This window comes from Streptomyces sp. NPDC091377 (genome assembly GCF_044757045.1).
GTDB lineage: Bacteria > Actinomycetota > Actinomycetes > Streptomycetales > Streptomycetaceae > Streptomyces.
In genome coordinates this window covers 103,951-122,924 of the sequence record NZ_JBIVUE010000016.1, presented here as the reverse complement: position 1 = coordinate 122,924, position 18,974 = coordinate 103,951, and the positions used below count along the sequence as shown (strand labels likewise).

The window sequence follows — 18,974 nt, the reverse complement described above, 5'->3', positions numbered from 1 at the left end:
ACCGGCCCCACCAGCCACCGGCCCCAGCAAGCACCGGCAGCGGCATCACCAGCCACCACCGGCGCCACAACACCGCACCAGAGGGCGCCCAGCGCCCCGGGCATCGCAAAGGGCCCCCAGCTCCGGCTGGGGGCCCTTTTATGCCCGGAAGGGGCCAGAAACGCCCCGCACGCCCGGAAAAACCCGAGGCGGTACGTTTCTGCTGGGTCTGGTGAGACTCGCTCAGCTCTCCTCGACGTGGGAGACCGCGCGGCGCGCGTCCGCGTCCAGGACGCCCCAGCTGATCAGCTGCTCGGTGAGGACCGAGGGGGACTGGTCGTAGATCACGGCGAGGGTGCGCAGGTCGTCCTGGCGGATCGAGAGGACCTTGCCGTTGTAGTCGCCGCGCTGGGACTGGATCGTGGCGGCGTACCGCTGGAGGGGGCCCGCCTTCTCGGCCGGGACCGTGGCGAGCCGCTCCAGGTCCAGGACCAGCTTGGGCGGGGGCTCGGCGGCGCCGCCCGGCGTGGTGCCCGGCAGCAGTTCCTGCACCGGCACTCCGTAGAAGTCCGCCAGCTCGGCGAGGCGCTGCACGGTCACGGCGCGGTCACCGCGCTCGTACGACCCGACCACCACGGCCTTCCAGCGGCCCTGGGACTTCTCCTCGACACCGTGGAGGGAAAGGCCCTGCTGGGTGCGGATGGCCCGGAGCTTGGCCCCGAGCTGTTTGGCGTATTCGCTGGACATATAGCTCCCCGGCACTGTGTCTACGCGGTCGGCTCGGGTGCCGGGCCGCGCGGCTGGTAACTCACTGTGAGGTTACGCAGCGTTACTCTGCTCCGTCAAGCCGAATGGTCCGCACCGACGCTTCCGTGGTAGTGCCGCCGGGTTGCGCCAAGCGGGTGACACGAGGTCGTTCGCGGGAGTGATCCGGAGCACGCCCAGGGTGTCGTCGGAGCCGCCGGGCGGCCTGATAGCGTGGACGGCGCACATTCCGACGTCCTTTAAGGTCCGTCCCGTGAGGCGGAGAAGGAGGTCCGTTTCGTATGGACAAGCAGCAGGACAGCCAGACCTCCGATGCGCGGCCCGTTCTGGAGGGCCCCGACATCGCACGGGTTCTGACCCGTATCGCCCACGAGATCGTCGAGCGCGCCAAGGGGGCCGACGACGTGGTGCTCCTCGGCATCCCGACCCGCGGCGTCCATCTCGCCCGCCGGCTCGCCGTCAAACTGGAAGAGATCACCGAGCGCACCGTCCCCTGCGGCTCGCTGGACATCACCATGTACCGCGACGACCTGCGGCTGCACCCGCCGAGGGCGCTCGCCCGCACCGAGATCCCCGGTGACGGACTCGACGGCAGGCTCGTCGTCCTCGTGGACGACGTGCTCTTCTCCGGCCGCACCATCCGCGCCGCCCTCGACGCCCTGAACGACATCGGGCGCCCGCGCGCGGTGCAACTCGCCGTCCTGGTCGACCGCGGCCACCGCGAACTCCCCATCCGCGCCGACTACGTCGGCAAGAACCTCCCGACGTCGCTGCGGGAGACGGTCAAGGTCCAGCTCGCCGAGGAGGACGGTCGCGACACCGTGCTGCTCGGTGTCAAGCAGGCCCCCGCGGGCGAGCGGCGCTAGCGAACCGACGGCGTACGACCCGCTCGTACGGCCCGGCCCCGCTGTGCCCGGCGTCGCCGCAGCCCGGCCCGCCCTGCCCGAATTCTCCTGATACCGAACTGTCTTACGGAGCTTGGAAGATGCAGCCCCATCTCATCTCGGCCGCCGACCTCACCCGCGACGACGCCGTGCTGATCCTCGACACCGCCGAGGAGATGGCCCGGGTCGCGGACCGGCCGATCAAGAAGCTGCCGACCCTGCGCGGTCGCACCGTCGTCAATCTCTTCTTCGAGGACTCCACCCGGACCCGGATCTCCTTCGAGGCCGCCGAGAAGCGGCTGTCCGCTGATGTCATCAATTTCTCCGCCAAGGGCTCCAGCGTCTCCAAGGGCGAGTCCCTCAAGGACACCGCCCAGACCCTGGAGGCGATGGGCGTCGACGCCGTCGTCATCCGGCACGGCGCGTCGGGGGCCCCGTACCGGCTCGCCACCTCGGGATGGATCGACGCGGCCGTCATCAACGCCGGGGACGGCACCCACCAGCACCCCACCCAGGCCCTGCTCGACGCCTTCACCATGCGCCGCCGGCTGGTGGGCCGGGACGCCGGGCTCGGCCAGGACCTGAGCGGGAAGCACATCACGATCGTCGGTGACGTGCTGCACAGCCGGGTCGCCCGCTCCAACGTCGATCTGCTGCACACCCTCGGCGCCGAGGTCACCCTGGTCGCCCCGCCCACCCTGGTCCCGGTCGGCGTCGGCACCTGGCCCTGCGAGATCAGCTACGACCTCGACGCCACACTCCCCAAGACCGACGCGGTGATGATGCTCCGCGTCCAGCGCGAGCGGATGAACGCCGCCTTCTTCCCCACCGAGCGCGAGTACTCCCGCCGCTACGGCCTCGACGGCGACCGCATGGCCCGGATGCCCGAGCACGCCATCGTGATGCACCCCGGCCCCATGGTCCGCGGCATGGAGATCACCGCCGAGGTCGCCGACTCCCCGCGCTGCACTGTGATCGAGCAGGTCACCAACGGGGTCTCCATCCGGATGGCCGTCCTTTACCTGCTGCTCGGCGGCAACGAGCCCGCCGTCACCCCGGCCCGCACCGCCCCCGGGACCGCCACCCCGTCCGCCCCGGCCACCGCCCCCGCCCCCGCCCCCGCCATCGAGGAGAAGTAAGACACATGAGCAAGATCCTGATCCGTGGCGCGCAGGTGCTCGGCGGCGAGCCGCAGGACGTGCTGATCGACGGCGCCGAGATCGCCGCCGTCGGCCAGGGCCTCACGGCCGAGGGCGCCGAGATCGTGGAGGCCGCCGGCCGGGTGCTGCTGCCCGGCCTGGTCGATCTCCACACCCATCTGCGCGAGCCCGGCCGCGAGGACTCCGAGACCGTGCTGACCGGCACCCGCGCGGCGGCCTCCGGCGGCTACACCACCGTCTTCGCCATGGCCAACACCTTCCCGGTCGCCGACACCGCCGGTGTGGTCGAGCAGGTCTACCGGCTGGGCCGCGAGCACGGCTACTGCGACGTCCAGCCGATCGGCGCCGTCACCGTCGGCCTGGAGGGCAAGAAGCTCGCCGAACTCGGCGCCATGCACGAGTCCGCGGCGGGCGTCACCGTCTTCTCCGACGACGGCAAGTGCGTCGACGACGCCGTGATGATGCGCCGCGCGCTGGAGTACGTGAAGGCGTTCGACGGCGTCGTCGCCCAGCACGCCCAGGAGCCCCGGCTGACCGAGGGCGCCCAGATGAACGAGGGCGTCGTCTCCGCCGAGCTGGGGCTCGGGGGCTGGCCCGCGGTGGCCGAAGAATCGATCATCGCCCGGGATGTCCTGCTCGCCGAGCATGTCGGCTCCCGCGTCCACATCTGCCACCTCTCCACCGCCGGGTCCGTGGAGATCGTCCGCTGGGCCAAGTCCCGCGGCATCCGGGTCACCGCCGAGGTCACCCCGCACCACCTGCTCCTCACCGACGAGCTGGTCCGGTCGTACAACCCGGTCTACAAGGTCAACCCGCCGCTGCGCACCGAGCGGGACGTGCTCGCGCTGCGCGAGGCCCTCGCCGACGGCACCATCGACATCGTCGCCACCGACCACGCCCCGCACCCGCACGAGGACAAGGACTGCGAGTGGGCCGCGGCGGCCATGGGTATGGTCGGTCTGGAGACCGCGCTGTCGGTGGTCCAGCAGACCATGGTGGACACCGGGCTGCTGACCTGGGCCGGGGTCGCCGAGCGGATGTCGTTCGCGCCGGCCCGGATCGGACGGGCCGAGGGCCAGGGCCGCCCCGTCTCGGTGGGTGAGCCCGCCAACCTGACGCTCGTGGACACCGCATACCGTGGCCAGGTGGACCCCGCGGCCTTCGCCTCGCGCAGCCGCAACACCCCGTACCTGGGTCGTGAGCTGCCGGGCCGGGTCACCCACACCTGGCTGCGGGGCAAGGCGACGCTCGTCGACGGGAAGCTCACGTGACACCTCTCAACATCCTGACCACCGACCTGCCCGCGCTGGCCGCCGACCAGAAGTCGGCCGAAGTGACCGACTGGGCCGCCCGGATCGGCTGGGTCGTGGGCCTCGCCCTGTTCGTCGCCCTCGTCTACTGGCTGATGCGCGAGGGCTGGAAGTGGCGCGGCACCCTCCAGGGCGACCTCCCCGAGCTGCCCACCGCGCCGGACTCCCCGGGCGCCACGAGACTGACCCTGAGCGGCCGGTACCACGGCTCCACCACGGCCGGCCACTGGCTCGACCGCATCGTCGCCCACGGCCTCGGCTCCCGCAGCCGCGCCGAGCTGACCCTCACCGACGCCGGACTGGACGTCGTACGCCCCGGCGCGAACGACTTCTTCGTCCCGGTGGACCGGCTGCGCGAGGCCCGGCTGGACAAGGGCATCGCGGGCAAGGTGCTCACCGAGGGCGGGCTGCTGATCGTCACCTGGCAGCACGGCGACCGGCTGATCGACTCGGGGTTCCGCTCCGACCGGGCGGCCGAGCACACGGCGTGGGTCGACGCCCTGAACGACATGATCAAGAAGACGGAAGGCGCACGATGACAACCTCCGACCAGGGAGCGGCCTCGAACCGGCACCCGGTGGCTCCCGCCGTACTCGTCCTGGAGGACGGCCGGATCTTCCGCGGCCGTGCCTACGGGGCCGTGGGGGTGACCTTCGGCGAGGCCGTCTTCTCCACCGGCATGACCGGCTACCAGGAGACCCTCACCGACCCGTCGTACCACCGCCAGGTCGTCGTCATGACCGCCCCGCACATCGGCAACACCGGCGTCAACGACGAGGACGCCGAGTCACGGCGGATCTGGGTCTCCGGATACGTCGTCCGCGACCCCGCGCGCGTCCCCTCCAACTGGCGCTCCCGCCGCTCGCTGGACGAGGAACTGGCCGGCCAGGGCGTCGTGGGCATCTCCGGCGTCGACACCCGCGCCCTCACCCGCCATCTGCGCGAGCGCGGCGCCATGCGCGTCGGGATCTTCTCCGGCAACGCGCTGCCCGACGCGGGCACCATGCTCGCCGAGGTCCGCCAGGCCCCCGAGATGAAGGGCGCCGACCTCTCCGCCGAGGTCGCCACCGAGCAGGCGTACGTCGTCCCCGCGATCGGCGAGAAGCGGTTCACGGTCGCCGCCGTGGACCTCGGCATCAAGGGCATGACCCCGCACCGGATGGCCGAGCGTGGCATAGAGGTGCACGTCCTGCCCGCCACGGCCACCGTCGAGGACGTCTACGCCGTCGCCCCCGACGGGGTCTTCTTCTCCAACGGCCCCGGCGACCCCGCCACCGCCGACCACCCCGTCTCCGTGATGCGGGCGGTGCTGGAGCGCGGTACCCCGCTGTTCGGCATCTGCTTCGGCAACCAGATCCTCGGCCGCGCCCTCGGCTTCGGCACCTACAAGCTGAAGTACGGCCACCGCGGGATCAACCAGCCCGTGCAGGACCGTACGACCGGAAAGGTCGAGGTCACCGCGCACAACCACGGATTCGCCGTCGACGCCCCGCTCGACCGGGTCTCCGACACCCCCTACGGCCGCGCCGAGGTCTCCCACGTCTGCCTCAACGACAACGTGGTGGAGGGACTGCGGCTCCTGGACCGCCCGGCGTTCAGCGTCCAGTACCACCCCGAGGCGGCGGCCGGCCCGCACGACGCCGCCTACCTGTTCGACCGCTTCACATCCCTGATGGAGGGCCAGCGTGCCTAAGCGCACCGATATCCAGTCCGTCCTGGTCATCGGCTCCGGCCCGATCGTCATCGGCCAGGCAGCCGAGTTCGACTACTCCGGCACCCAGGCGTGCCGGGTGCTGAAGGCGGAGGGCCTGCGGGTCGTCCTCGTCAACTCCAACCCCGCGACGATCATGACGGACCCGGAGATCGCCGACGCCACCTACGTCGAGCCGATCACCCCCGAGTTCGTCGAGAAGATCATCGCCAAGGAGCGCCCCGACGCCCTGCTGCCCACCCTCGGCGGCCAGACCGCCCTCAACACCGCCATCTCGCTGCACGAGAACGGGGTGCTCGCCAAGTACGGCGTCGAGCTGATCGGCGCCAACGTCGAGGCGATCCACAAGGGCGAGGACCGCGACCAGTTCAAGCTGGTCGTGGAGGCGGTCAAGGCCAAGATCGGTCACGGCGAGTCCGCCCGCTCGGTGATCTGCCACTCCATGGACGACGTCCTCGGCGGAGTCGAGCAGCTCGGCGGCTACCCCGTCGTGGTCCGCCCCTCCTTCACCATGGGCGGCGCCGGCTCCGGCTTCGCCCACGACGAGGAGGAACTGCGCCGGATCGCCGGGCAGGGCCTCACCCTCTCCCCGACCACCGAGGTGCTCCTGGAGGAGTCCATCCTCGGCTGGAAGGAGTACGAGCTGGAGCTGATGCGCGACAAGCACGACAACGTCGTAGTCGTCTGCTCCATCGAGAACTTCGACCCGATGGGCGTCCACACCGGCGACTCCATCACCGTCGCCCCCGCGATGACCCTCACCGACCGCGAGTACCAGACCCTGCGGGACATCGGCATCGCCGTGATCCGCGAGGTCGGCGTGGACACCGGCGGCTGCAACATCCAGTTCGCGGTGGACCCCGAGGACGGCCGGGTCATCGTCATCGAGATGAACCCCCGGGTCTCCCGGTCCTCGGCGCTCGCCTCCAAGGCGACCGGCTTCCCCATCGCCAAGATCGCCGCCAAGCTCGCCGTCGGCTACACCCTGGACGAGATCCCCAACGACATCACCCAGGAGACCCCGGCGTCCTTCGAGCCGACCCTGGACTACGTCGTCGTCAAGGCGCCCCGCTTCGCCTTCGAGAAGTTCCCCTCCGCCGACTCCTCCCTCACCACCACCATGAAGTCGGTCGGCGAGGCCATGGCCATCGGCCGCAACTTCACCGAGGCGTTCCAGAAGGCACTGCGCTCGCTGGAGAAGAAGGGCAGCCAGTTCACCTTCGTCGGCACCCCCGGCACCTCCGGTACTCCCGGCGCCCCCGGTGCCTCCGCGGACAAGGACGCGCTGCTGGCCGAGGCCGTACGCCCCACCGACGGCCGGATCAACACCGTCATGCAGGCCATCCGCGCGGGCGCCACCCAGGAGGAGGTCTTCGAGGCGACGAAGATCGACCCCTGGTTCGTCGACCAGCTCTTCCTGATCAAGGAGATCGCGGACGAACTCGCCGCCGCGCCCGAGCTGACCCCCGACCTGCTCGCCGAGGCCAAGCGGCACGGCTTCTCCGACCACCAGATCGGCGAGATCCGCGGGCTGCGCGAGGACGTCGTCCGCGAGGTCCGCCACGCCCTCGGCATCCGCCCCGTCTACAAGACCGTCGACACCTGCGCCGCCGAGTTCGCCGCGAAGACCCCGTACTTCTACTCCTCCTACGACGAGGAGAGCGAGGTCGCGCCCCGCGAGAAGCCCGCCGTGATCATCCTCGGCTCCGGCCCGAACCGCATCGGCCAGGGCATCGAGTTCGACTACTCCTGCGTCCACGCCTCCTTCGCGCTCAGCGACGCCGGGTACGAGACCGTGATGGTCAACTGCAACCCCGAGACCGTCTCCACCGACTACGACACCTCCGACCGGCTCTACTTCGAGCCGCTCACCCTGGAGGACGTCCTGGAGATCGTCCACGCCGAGCAGCAGGCCGGACCGGTCGCCGGTGTGATCGTCCAGCTCGGCGGCCAGACCCCGCTCGGCCTGTCCCAGGCACTCAAGGACAACGGCGTACCGATCGTCGGCACCTCCCCGGAGGCCATCCACGCCGCCGAGGACCGCGGCGCCTTCGGCCGGGTCCTCGCCGAGGCCGGACTGCCCGCCCCCAAGCACGGCACCGCCACCACCTTCACCGAGGCCAAGGCCATCGCCGACGAGATCGGCTACCCGGTCCTGGTCCGCCCGTCCTACGTCCTCGGCGGACGCGGCATGGAGATCGTCTACGAGGAGACCCGCCTCGCCGCCTACATCGCCGAGTCGACCGAGATCAGCCCCTCCCGGCCGGTCCTGGTCGACCGGTTCCTGGACGACGCCATCGAGATCGACGTCGACGCGCTCTACGACGGCACCGAGCTGTACCTCGGCGGTGTCATGGAGCACATCGAGGAAGCCGGCATCCACTCCGGCGACTCGGCGTGCGCCCTGCCCCCGATCACCCTGGGCGGCTTCGACATCAAGCGGCTGCGGACCTCCACCGAAGCCATCGCGCGCGGCGTCGGGGTACGCGGACTGATCAACATCCAGTTCGCCCTGGCCGGCGACATCCTCTACGTCCTGGAGGCCAACCCGCGCGCGTCCCGCACGGTCCCCTTCACCTCCAAGGCCACCGCCGTGCCCCTCGCCAAGGCCGCCGCGCGGATCTCGCTCGGCGCGACCATCGCCGAACTGCGGGCCGAGGGGCTGCTCCCGGCCACCGGCGACAGCGGTGAGCTGCCGCTGGACGCGCCGATCTCCGTCAAGGAGGCCGTGATGCCGTGGTCCCGCTTCCGGGACATCCACGGCCGCGGCGTCGACACCGTCCTCGGCCCCGAGATGCGCTCCACCGGCGAGGTCATGGGCATCGACTCGGTCTTCGGCACCGCCTACGCCAAGTCGCAGGCCGGCGCCTACGGCCCGCTGCCCACCAAGGGCCGCGCCTTCATCTCGGTCGCCAACCGCGACAAGCGCTCGATGATCTTCCCGGCCCGGGAACTGGTCGCCCACGGCTTCGAACTGCTGGCCACCTCCGGCACCGCCGAGGTCCTCAAGCGCAACGGCATCCACGCCACGGTCGTGCGCAAGCAGTCCGAGGGCACCGGACCCGGCGGCGAGCGGACCATCGTCCAGCTCATCCACGACGGCGAGGTCGACCTCATCGTCAACACCCCCTACGGCACCGGCGGCCGGCTCGACGGCTACGAGATCCGCACCGCCGCCGTCGCCCGCTCCGTGCCCTGCCTCACGACCGTCCAGGCCCTCGCCGCCGCCGTCCAGGGCATCGACGCCCTCACCCAGGGCGACGTGGGCGTGCGCTCGCTCCAAGAACACGCCGAACACCTGATCGCGGCCCGCGACTAGCAGCCCCGAGGGGGACACCGGAACCGGTGTCCCCCTCTTCTTGGGCTCTTCCTGACGCGCCCCGCACGGTGCAGGACACAAGGACACCATGTACAAGATCCTCTTCAATCTCGTCTTCCGCCGGATGGACCCCGAGCGGGCCCACCACCTCGCCTTCCGCTGGATCCGGCTCGCCGCGCGCGTGCCCGTGCTGCGCACCTTCGCCGCGGCGGTGCTCGCCCCCCGCCACAAGGAACTGCGCACCGAGGCCCTCGGACTGCGGATGCACGGCCCGTTCGGACTCGCCGCCGGTTTCGACAAGAACGCCCACGCGGTGGACGGAATGGCGATGCTCGGGTTCGACCATGTCGAGATCGGCACGGTCACCGGTGAACCGCAGCCCGGCAACCCCAAGAAGCGGCTGTTCCGGCTGGTCGCCGACCGGGCGCTGATCAACCGCATGGGCTTCAACAACGAGGGCTCGCTGGCCGTCGCCGCCCGCCTGGCCACCCGGACGCCCGTGTTCCGGACGGTCGTCGGGGTGAACATCGGCAAGACCAAGGCCGTGCCCGAGGCCGAGGCGACCGGCGACTACGTCAAGTCCACCGAGCGGCTCGCCGCCCACGCGGACTACCTCGTCGTCAACGTCTCCTCGCCCAACACGCCCGGACTGCGCAACCTCCAGGCCACCGAGGCGCTGCGCCCGCTGCTGACCGCCGTGCGCGAGGCCGCCGACCGCACCGTCCCCGCCCGGCGGGTCCCGCTCCTGGTGAAGATCGCCCCCGACCTCGCCGACGAGGACGTGGACGCCGTCGCCGACCTGGCCGTGGAACTCGGCCTGGACGGCATCATCGCCACCAACACCACCATCGCGCGCGAGGGCCTCGGCCTGGCCTCCGACCCCGCCCTGCTGAAGGAGACCGGCGGACTGTCGGGCGCCCCCCTGAAGGCACGCTCCCTTGAGGTGCTGCGCCGCCTCTACGCGCGCGTGGGCGACCGGATCACCCTGGTGGGCGTCGGCGGGATCGAGAACGCCGAGGACGCCTGGCAGCGCATCCTGGCCGGCGCCACGCTGGTCCAGGGCTACAGCGCGTTCGTCTACGAGGGCCCCTTCTACGCCCGGGCGATCCACAAGGGGCTGGTCGCCCGCCTGCGGACCAGCCCGTACACCACCCTCGCCGACGCGGTCGGCGCCGACGTGAGGACATCAGCATGAGCCCGGAACCCTTCGGCACACGGCTGCGCCGTGCCATGGACGGGCGCGGACCGCTGTGCGTGGGCATCGACCCGCACGCCTCGCTGCTCGCCGAGTGGGGCCTGGACGACGGGGTGAGCGGCCTGGAGCGGTTCAGCCGTACGGTCGTGGAGGCGCTGGCCGACCGGGTCGCGGTGCTCAAGCCGCAGAGCGCGTTCTTCGAGCGCTTCGGCTCGCGCGGCGTGGCCGTGCTGGAGCGGACGGTCCAGGACGCGCGCGCGGCGGGCGCCCTGGTGCTGATGGACGCCAAGCGCGGCGACATCGGCTCCACGATGGCCGCGTACGCCGAGAGCTTCCTGCACCGGGACGCCCCGCTGTTCTCGGACGCGCTGACCGTCTCGCCGTACCTCGGCTACGGCTCGCTCCGCCCGGCCGTGACGCTCGCGCGCGAGAGCGGCGCCGGGCTCTTCGTGCTGGCGCTGACCTCCAACCCGGAGGGCGCCGAGGTGCAGCGCGCGCTGCGCGCGGACGGCCGGGACGTGGCCGCGACGATGCTCGCCCACCTCGCCGAGGAGAACCGGGGGGAGGAGCCGCTCGGCTCCTTCGGCGCGGTCGTCGGCGCCACCCTGGGTGATCTGTCGTCGTACGACCTCTCCATCGGCGGTCCGCTGCTCGCCCCCGGCATCGGGGCCCAGGGCGCGGCCCCCGCCGATCTTCCCGGGGTCTTCGGCGCGGCGGTGGGACAGGTGCTGCCGAGCGTCAGCCGCGGGGTCCTGCGGCACGGGCCGGACATCGGGGCCCTGCGCCGTGCCGCGGAGCGGTACACGGAGGAGATCCGGGCGGCCGTGGCGGCACCGGACCAGGCACCGGACCAGGCAGCGGATCGAGCACCGGAACAAGCGCCGGAACAAGCGCCAGAACAAGCGGGGGAATAAACCTCCGATGACTGCGGTGGACGGCTCTGGGGCGGGATACATTCTCAAATCCTGGGCAATATGCCTGAAATGTACCGTCCTGGCTCAGGCTGACCTGGAGTTTTCCGCTGTTCTCGCTGACTCCGGCGGCCTTGACCGCTAGTCTCCGACGAGTGGGGGCACCTCCCACGCCCTCCAGGCAGTGGGGGAGAGCGGGCAGCGTGTTGCTCGTGGCTCCCCAGGTGTGGGGCGACTAGGTTCCTCACCGGTCCGTATCCGACAGTTCGACATCCGAGGTGACGTAGGCGTGGCTCTTCCGCCCCTTACCCCCGAACAGCGCGCAGCCGCGCTCGAAAAGGCCGCCGCGGCTCGCCGGGAGCGGGCCGAGGTCAAGAATCGACTGAAGCACTCCGGCGCCTCCCTTCACGAGGTCATCAAGCAGGGCCAGGAGAACGACGTCATCGGAAAGATGAAGGTCTCCGCGCTGCTGGAGTCGCTCCCCGGCGTGGGCAAGGTCCGCGCCAAGCAGATCATGGAGCGCCTCGGCATCTCCGAGAGCCGCCGCGTGCGGGGCCTGGGCTCCAACCAGATCGCCTCGCTGGAGCGAGAGTTCGGCAGCACCGGCAGCTGAGTCCGGACCAGTCCGGGTTTGCTGGAATAATCGCTGTATGAGTGAACGTCCGCGGCTGACCGTGCTCTCCGGCCCCTCCGGGGTCGGCAAGAGCACGGTCGTCGCCCATATGCGCAAGGAACACCCCGAGGTCTGGCTCTCGGTGTCGGCGACGACCCGCAAGCCACGCCCCGGTGAGCGGCACGGGGTCCACTACTTCTTCGTCACCGACGAGGAGATGGACAAGCTGATCGCCAACGGCGAACTGCTGGAGTGGGCCGAGTTCGCGGGCAACCGCTACGGCACCCCGCGCGGCGCCGTGCACGAGCGTCTGGAGGCGGGTGAGCCCGTCCTGCTGGAGATCGACCTCCAGGGCGCCCGGCAGGTGCGGGGCACCATGCCCGAGGCCCAGCTCGTGTTCCTGGCCCCTCCCGGCTGGGAGGAGCTGGTGCGCAGACTCACCGGGCGCGGCACCGAACCGCCCGAGGTGATCGAGCGCCGGCTGGACGCCGCGAAGATCGAGCTGGCGGCCGAGCCGGAGTTCGACGTGACCTTGGTCAACACCTCCGTCGAGGATGTGGCGCGCGAGCTGCTAGCCTTGATGGATGTCGTGTGATCACGAACGTCTGTGATCACACCCCCTATTTCCCATCCATCGGAAGGTAGAGCGTGTCCTCTTCCATCTCCGCGCCCGAGGGCATCATCAACCCGCCGATCGACGAGCTTCTTGAGGCCACCGACTCGAAGTACAGCCTCGTGATCTACGCCGCCAAGCGCGCCCGTCAGATCAACGCGTACTACTCGCAGCTCGGCGAGGGTCTCCTCGAATACGTCGGTCCGCTGGTGGACACCCATGTCCACGAGAAGCCGCTCTCGATCGCCCTCCGTGAGATCAACGCGGGGCTCCTGACGTCCGAGGCCGTCGAGGGCCCGGCGCAGTAACCACGGCGCGGCAAGAACCCAGGCGGATTCCATAGTATTTTCTGCTTGCGGCAGACTTTTCCACAGGCCCGGCGGCATGTCGCCGGGCCTGTGGTGTGTCATAGAACCTGTGCGCGATCATGGCGCGCACGCGGTACCTGTCGAGCCCACAGGAAGCAGGGGAGCAGCGGTGGACAAGCCGAAGGTCGTGCTGGGGGTCAGCGGTGGTATCGCCGCCTACAAGGCGTGTGAGCTGCTGCGCCGGCTGACCGAGTCCGGACATGACGTCCGGGTGGTGCCCACCGAGTCCGCGCTGCACTTCATCGGCGCCGCCACCTGGTCCGCGCTGTCCGGGAACCCCGTCGCCACCGAGGTCTGGGACGACGTCCACGAGGTCCCCCACGTCCGCATCGGCCAGCACGCCGACCTGGTCGTGGTCGCCCCCGCCACCGCCGACCTGCTCGCCAAGGCCGCCCACGGCCTCGCCGGCGACCTGCTCACCAACACCCTGCTCACCGCCCGCTGCCCCGTCGTCTTCGCCCCCGCGATGCACACCGAGATGTGGGAGCATCCGGCCACCCAGGAGAACGTGGCCACGCTCCGCCGCCGCGGAGCCGTCGTCATCGAGCCCGCCGTCGGCCGGCTCACCGGCGTCGACACCGGCAAGGGCCGGCTCCCCGACCCCGCCGAGATCTTCGAGATCTGCCGCCGGGTGCTCGCCCGCGGAGTCACCGGGCCCGACCTCGCCGGCCGCCATGTGGTGGTCAGCGCCGGAGGCACCCGCGAACCCCTCGACCCGGTCCGCTTCCTCGGCAACCGCTCCTCCGGCAAGCAGGGCTACGCCCTCGCCCGCACCGCCGCCGCCCGCGGTGCCCGCGTCACGCTGATCTCGGCCAATGCTCACCTGCCGGATCCGGCCGGAGTGGACCTCGTCCGGGTCGGCACGGCCGTCCAACTGCGCGAGGCCGTGGTGAAGGCCGCCGCCGATGCCGACGCGGTCGTCATGGCCGCCGCCGTCGCCGACTTCCGCCCCGCCGCCTACGCCGCCGGCAAGATCAAGAAGCGGGACGGCCATGAGCCCGACCCCATCACCCTGGTACGGAATCCGGACATCCTCGCCGAGATCTCGGCCGAACGCGCGAGGGCCGGACAGGTGATCGTCGGCTTCGCCGCCGAGACCGACGACGTGCTCGCCAACGGCCGCGCCAAGCTGGAGCGCAAGGGCTGCGACCTGCTCGTGGTCAACGAGGTGGGGGAGCGCAAGACCTTCGGCTCCGAGGAGAACGAGGCCGTCGTGCTGGGCGCCGACGGCTCCGAGACGCCCGTGCCGTACGGCCCGAAAGAAGCCCTGGCCGAAACGGTCTGGGACCTCGTCGCCGCCCGGCTCGGCTGACCGCGTCTCCCCGGTCACCCGGGCTCCCGGCACCGGGCGCCCGGCCCGTCCGGGCCCCCGCCCCCGGGACGCCCGAGCCCCCCGTGGCCAGGACGCTCGCAGCCCCGCGTCCGGGCTCCGCACCCCTGGCGGAGGGGGCGCGGTGCCGGCGACATTGGGGCGTGGCGCCCCTGGCCAAGGCCACCCGGCATTGGGCAGAATGCCCGTGCCGCAGGTCACAGCGTTCCCGAGAGGCGAGACAGGTGGGCCCGCGGCGGAGCGCGACCGATAAACTGTTCACGGACGCGGCCGGGCGCAGCCCCCGACCCGTCCGCCCATGATCAGCCAGCAGCCGCTGCAACCCCAGGGAGCGTTGTGTCCCGTCGCCTGTTCACCTCGGAGTCCGTGACCGAGGGTCACCCCGACAAGATCGCTGACCAGATCAGTGACACCATTCTCGACGCGCTCCTGCGCGAGGACCCGACCTCCCGGGTCGCCGTCGAGACGCTGATCACGACCGGTCTGGTGCATGTGGCCGGTGAGGTCACCACCAAGGCGTACGCGCCGATCCCGCAGCTGGTCCGGGAGAAGATCCTGGAGATCGGCTACGACTCCTCCAAGAAGGGCTTCGACGGCGCCTCCTGCGGCGTGTCCGTCTCCATCGGCGCCCAGTCCCCCGACATCGCGCAGGGCGTCGACACCGCCTACGAGTCGCGCGTCGAGGGCGCCTCCCAGGGGGAGGAGGGGGACGAGCTGGACAAGCAGGGCGCCGGAGACCAGGGCCTGATGTTCGGCTACGCCTCCGACGAGACGCCCACGCTGATGCCGCTGCCGATCTTCCTCGCGCACCGGCTCTCCAACCGCCTGTCCGAGGTCCGCAAGAACGGCACGATCCCCTACCTCCGCCCGGACGGCAAGACCCAGGTCACCATCGAGTACGACGGTGACAAGGCGGTCCGGCTGGACACCGTCGTCGTCTCCTCGCAGCACGCCTCGGACATCGACCTGGAGTCGCTGCTGGCCCCCGACATCCGCGAGTTCGTCGTGGAGCCGGAGCTGAAGGCCCTGCTGGACGAGGGCATCAAGCTGGACACCGAGGGCTACCGCCTGCTGGTCAACCCGACCGGCCGCTTCGAGATCGGCGGCCCGATGGGTGACGCCGGACTCACCGGCCGCAAGATCATCATCGACACCTACGGCGGCATGGCCCGCCACGGCGGCGGCGCCTTCTCGGGCAAGGACCCGTCCAAGGTGGACCGCTCCGCCGCCTACGCCATGCGCTGGGTCGCCAAGAACGTCGTCGCCGCCGGGCTGGCCTCCCGCTGCGAGGTCCAGGTGGCCTACGCGATCGGCAAGGCCGAGCCGGTGGGCCTGTTCGTGGAGACCTTCGGCACGCACAAGGTGGAGCCCGAGAAGATCGAGAAGGCGATCGACGCCGTCTTCGACCTCCGCCCCGCCGCGATCATCCGCGACCTCGACCTGCTGCGCCCGATCTACGCCCAGACCGCCGCGTACGGTCACTTCGGCCGTGAGCTGCCCGACTTCACCTGGGAGCGCACCGACCGGGTGGACGCGCTGCGCAAGGCCGTGGGGCAGTAGCCCCGACGGTTTCTCCGCCGGGCCCGGCTTCCCCTTTCGGGGAGCCGGGCCTCGGCGTGTCCGGGGTCAGCCGCGGGCGGCCGGGCCCGGGCGGTCGCGCGGTGGGCCCAGGCGGATCCTGCCGCGGGCGCGGTCGATCTCCAGCAGGCGCACGGTCAGCTCCTGGCCCAAGGCGACGGTCCCCTCCGGCAGGTCCGAGGAGTGGAGCAGACCGACGGCCGCCTCGCCGACCCGGACGAACACACCGAACGGGAGCACCTTCGTCACCGGACCGGTCACCACCTCGCCGACCCGGGGCTCCAGCGCGTCCCACGGGTTCGGCTGGAGCGCCTTGAGGGAGATGACCACCTCGCCCTGGTGGGAGTCGGTGATGACCACCTCACCGGTGACGCGTTGGCCCGGCCGGACCACGTCCTCCGGATGGTCGAGAGGGCCCCAGCTCAGATCCGGGACCCGGATGAAACCCGTGCCCGGGTGGACGGGGTGCGGGGGCGCTCCGTCGAGGCGGACGAAGACACCGAAGGTGTGGACGGCGGCCACCGTCCCGGTGACGACGTCCCCGGGACGCGCGCCGAGGAGATGGCGGTACAGGGCCTCGTCCTCGCACGCCTTGGACGACAGCACCACCTCACCGGTGCGCTCGTTCCTGCCCTGCACCTCCGCCGTGATCCGCCGGCCGGGTGCCACCACCTCGCGCGGATGCCCGAAGGGGGTCCAGGACAGCAGATGGCCGGGGATGCGGCCGGTCGGCTTCCCGGGGGCGTCGTCCGCGAGCCGTACGACGACCTCGCGGTCGGTGGTCGCGGTCACGGTGCCGGTCACGAGCGTGCCCGGGCGGAAGGCGGCGAGGCGGGCGCGGAGCTGCTCCAGCGGGTTCGGGTCGGGGGCGTCGGTCATGGCGGGAGCCTAGAGGGAGGTGGGCGGGGCGGTCGCGGGGTTTCGGGGGAGGGTCGCCGGAGCGGGGGTGTTGTCAGTGGCGTTTGGTAGAAAGGCAAGCGTGAGCAGCGAGAACGAGTCGGAGGACGGGGGCGCCGCGGGGGCGCCGCCGGAACAGCTCGCGCTCATCCGGGAGAGCGTGCGCCAGGCGAAGACGCCTCGGGCCAAGCCGCGGACCTGGCGCGGGGCGGCGCTGGCGGAGCAGCTTCCGGTCGCGCGGGTGCTGGTCGACAAGGGCGTGCTGCATCTCGACCGGTACTTCGACTACGCCGTGCCGAAGGAACTGGACGCGGAGGCGCAGCCGGGCGTACGGGTACGGGTGCGGTTCGGCGCCGGACGCCACCGGGTCCGCGAAGGGCGCCGCGAGGGCGGCGGGCTCATCGACGGCTTCCTGATCGAGCGCCGCGCCGAGTCCGACTACTCCGGGCCGCTGGCGGCACTGGCCCAGGTGGTGTCGCCCGAGCCCGTGCTCGACGCGGAGCTGCTGGCCCTGGCACGCGCGGTGGCCGACCGGTACGCGGGCAGCCTCGCCGATGTGCTCCAGCTCGCCGTGCCGCCGCGCAACGCGAAGGCGGAGAAGCGCCCGTCGCCCGAGCCGCTGCCACCGCCGCCGCCACCCGAGGCGGGGCCGTGGGAGCGGTACGAGAACGGGGCGGCGTTCGTGGAGGCGCTGGCCTCGGGAGGCGCGCCGCGCGCGGTGTGGAACGCGCTGCCGGGACCGCAGTGGAGCGAGCTGCTGGCCCGGGCCGTCGCCGCCACCCTCGCCTCGGGACGCGGCGCGCTGGTCGTCGTACCCGACGGGCGGGCCGTGGCGCGGGTCGACGCCGCGCTGACCGCGCTGCTGGGGGAGGGGCGGCACGCGGTGCTCACGGCGGAGGCGGGGCCCGAGAAGCGGTACCGGCAGTGGCTGGCCGTGCGGCGCGGATCCGTGCGGGCGGTGGTGGGCACCCGGGCCGCGATGTTCGCCCCGGTCCGGGACCTCGGGCTGGTCGCCGTCTGGGACGACGGCGACGACAGCCACAGCGAACTGCACGCCCCGCAGCCGCACGCGCGCGAGGTACTGCTGCTGCGGGCCGCCCAGGACAGGTGCGCGTTCCTGCTGGGCGACTGGAGCTGCACGGTCGAGGCCGCCCAGCTCGTGGAGAGCGGCTGGGCGCGGCCGATCGTGGCGTCCAGGGAGCGGGTGCGGGCCGCCGCGCCCCTCGTACGGACCGTCGGGGACGGGGAACTCGCCCGGGACGGGGCGGCGCGGGCCGCCCGGCTGCCCACCCTCGCCTGGCAGGCGGTCAGGGAGGGACTGCGGCACGGACCCGTACTGGTCCAGGTGCCGCGGCGGGGGTACGTACCGCGGCTGGCGTGCGCGCGGTGCCGGGAACCGGCGCGGTGCCGGCACTGCTCGGGTCCGCTGGCGGCGCGGGCCGACGGGGAGGCACCGGTGTGCGGGTGGTGCGGGCGCGAGGAGAACGCGTGGCACTGCGCGGAGTGCGGGGGGTTCCGGCTGCGTGCCCAGGTCGTGGGGGCGCGGCGGACGGCCGAGGAACTGGGTCGGGCGTTCCCCGCGGTGCCGGTACGGACGTCCGGGCGTGAGCATGTGCTGGACACCGTGCCGGGGGCGCCGGCGCTGGTGGTGAGCACCCCGGGGGCCGAACCGGTCGCCGAGGGCGGGTACGCGGCGGCGCTGCTGCTGGACGGCTGGGCGATGCTCGGCCGGCCCGATCTGCGGGCCGAGGAGGACGCGCTGCGGCGCTGGATCGCCGCCGCCGCGCTCGTGCGCGACCAGCGCTCGGGCGGCACGGTCGTGGTGGTCGCCGAGCCGACCTTGCGGCCGGTGCAGGCGTTGGTGCGATGGGATCCGGTGGGGCATGCGCGGCGGGAACTGTCCGAGCGGGCCGAACTGGGCTTTCCGCCGGTGTCCCGGATGGCGTCGGTGTCCGGGCCGCCCGACGCGGTCGTCCAGTTCGTCACCGGCGTCGACCTGCCCCCGGACGCCGAGGTCCTGGGGCCGGTCCCGCTGCCGGTCATCCCCCCGGACCGCCCCCGCCGGACCGGTGCGCCGCCGCCGGGGGAGCGCTGGGACCGTGCCCTGGTGCGGGTGCCACCGGGCAGCGGGGCGGCCCTCGCGACCGCCCTGAAGACCGCGCAGGCCGCCCGGATGGCACGCGGGGACGAGGGCGTGGTGCGGGTACGCATCGATCCGCCGGACATCGGCTGACGGCCCCGCCAGCCGGGTATCGGCGGTCGACTCCGTCGGTCGGACATCGGCGGTCGCCCCCGCCCCGGGCCTGCGGGAGGCTGGTCCCCCCCCGGAACGAACGGCTGC

Annotated in this window: 16 protein-coding genes; 14 read left to right on the top strand and 2 right to left on the bottom strand. The window is 72.0% G+C overall.

Going from position 1 to position 18,974, the window contains the following annotated elements; genetic code table 11:
• Nucleotides 1–222 precede the first annotated feature (222 nt).
• Nucleotides 223–726, bottom strand: a complete 504-nt coding sequence (bldD, locus tag ACIQNG_RS29425) for a transcriptional regulator BldD (protein WP_355733130.1) — start codon at nucleotides 724–726, stop codon at nucleotides 223–225.
• Between the two features lie 299 nt (nucleotides 727–1,025).
• Between bldD and pyrR the strand changes: the two genes are divergently transcribed.
• From pyrR to metK, 13 genes are all read left to right on the top strand, one after another.
• Complete coding sequence (gene pyrR, locus ACIQNG_RS29420; protein WP_401489217.1) at nucleotides 1,026–1,610, top strand: bifunctional pyr operon transcriptional regulator/uracil phosphoribosyltransferase PyrR; 585 nt, start codon at nucleotides 1,026–1,028, stop codon at nucleotides 1,608–1,610.
• A 119-nt stretch (nucleotides 1,611–1,729) separates the two neighbouring features.
• Nucleotides 1,730–2,767, top strand: coding sequence for an aspartate carbamoyltransferase catalytic subunit (locus tag ACIQNG_RS29415; RefSeq protein ID WP_401489213.1), 1,038 nt, complete (start codon nucleotides 1,730–1,732; stop codon nucleotides 2,765–2,767).
• 5 nt (nucleotides 2,768–2,772) lie between these two features.
• Nucleotides 2,773–4,059: a dihydroorotase gene (locus tag ACIQNG_RS29410; RefSeq protein ID WP_401439761.1), complete on the top strand. Its 1,287-nt coding sequence runs from the start codon at nucleotides 2,773–2,775 to the stop codon at nucleotides 4,057–4,059.
• The gene (locus ACIQNG_RS29405) at nucleotides 4,056–4,637 is read left to right on the top strand and encodes a hypothetical protein (RefSeq protein WP_401439760.1); all 582 of its coding nucleotides are present in this window, start codon (nucleotides 4,056–4,058) and stop codon (nucleotides 4,635–4,637) included. The genes ACIQNG_RS29410 and ACIQNG_RS29405 overlap by 4 nt, the downstream gene beginning before the upstream one ends.
• Nucleotides 4,634–5,791: a glutamine-hydrolyzing carbamoyl-phosphate synthase small subunit gene (gene carA, locus ACIQNG_RS29400; RefSeq protein WP_401439758.1), complete on the top strand. Its 1,158-nt coding sequence runs from the start codon at nucleotides 4,634–4,636 to the stop codon at nucleotides 5,789–5,791. Before ACIQNG_RS29405 ends, carA begins: the two co-directional genes overlap by 4 nt.
• Nucleotides 5,784–9,128: a carbamoyl-phosphate synthase large subunit gene (carB, locus tag ACIQNG_RS29395; RefSeq protein WP_401489210.1), complete on the top strand. Its 3,345-nt coding sequence runs from the start codon at nucleotides 5,784–5,786 to the stop codon at nucleotides 9,126–9,128. The genes carA and carB overlap by 8 nt, the downstream gene beginning before the upstream one ends.
• 88 nt (nucleotides 9,129–9,216) lie before the next feature.
• A complete protein-coding gene (locus ACIQNG_RS29390) occupies nucleotides 9,217–10,323 on the top strand; it encodes a quinone-dependent dihydroorotate dehydrogenase (protein WP_401489208.1) in 1,107 nt (368 codons plus the stop codon).
• Complete coding sequence (gene pyrF, locus ACIQNG_RS29385) at nucleotides 10,320–11,237, top strand: orotidine-5'-phosphate decarboxylase (RefSeq protein WP_401489206.1); 918 nt, start codon at nucleotides 10,320–10,322, stop codon at nucleotides 11,235–11,237. Before ACIQNG_RS29390 ends, pyrF begins: the two co-directional genes overlap by 4 nt.
• A 286-nt stretch (nucleotides 11,238–11,523) precedes the next feature.
• Nucleotides 11,524–11,847 (top strand): integration host factor, encoded by a 324-nt coding sequence (locus ACIQNG_RS29380; RefSeq protein ID WP_003977346.1) that lies wholly within the window; start codon nucleotides 11,524–11,526, stop codon nucleotides 11,845–11,847.
• A 37-nt stretch (nucleotides 11,848–11,884) separates the two neighbouring features.
• Entirely contained in the window at nucleotides 11,885–12,442 is a 558-nt protein-coding gene (gene gmk / locus ACIQNG_RS29375; protein ID WP_401439753.1) for a guanylate kinase, read from the top strand.
• A gap of 53 nt (nucleotides 12,443–12,495) precedes the next feature.
• On the top strand, nucleotides 12,496–12,768 hold the full coding sequence (gene rpoZ, locus ACIQNG_RS29370) for a DNA-directed RNA polymerase subunit omega (protein ID WP_003988945.1): 273 nt from the start codon (nucleotides 12,496–12,498) through the stop codon (nucleotides 12,766–12,768).
• Nucleotides 12,769–12,937: 169 nt separating this feature from the next.
• On the top strand, nucleotides 12,938–14,140 hold the full coding sequence (gene coaBC, locus ACIQNG_RS29365; RefSeq protein WP_401489202.1) for a bifunctional phosphopantothenoylcysteine decarboxylase/phosphopantothenate--cysteine ligase CoaBC: 1,203 nt from the start codon (nucleotides 12,938–12,940) through the stop codon (nucleotides 14,138–14,140).
• Nucleotides 14,141–14,494: 354 nt separating this feature from the next.
• Entirely contained in the window at nucleotides 14,495–15,718 is a 1,224-nt protein-coding gene (gene metK / locus ACIQNG_RS29360; RefSeq protein ID WP_401439750.1) for a methionine adenosyltransferase, read from the top strand.
• A 66-nt stretch (nucleotides 15,719–15,784) separates the two neighbouring features.
• Here the strand turns inward: metK and ACIQNG_RS29355 are convergent, their stop codons facing one another.
• Nucleotides 15,785–16,615 carry a S1 RNA-binding domain-containing protein gene (locus tag ACIQNG_RS29355; protein WP_401489200.1) on the bottom strand — a complete coding sequence of 277 codons (831 nt, stop codon included), beginning with the start codon at nucleotides 16,613–16,615 and terminating at the stop codon, nucleotides 15,785–15,787.
• A 100-nt stretch (nucleotides 16,616–16,715) separates the two neighbouring features.
• Here ACIQNG_RS29355 and ACIQNG_RS29350 point away from each other — a divergent pair, with 100 nt between their 5' ends.
• Nucleotides 16,716–18,866, top strand: coding sequence for a primosomal protein N' (locus tag ACIQNG_RS29350; RefSeq protein WP_401489197.1), 2,151 nt, complete (start codon nucleotides 16,716–16,718; stop codon nucleotides 18,864–18,866).
• Nucleotides 18,867–18,974 lie beyond the last annotated feature (108 nt).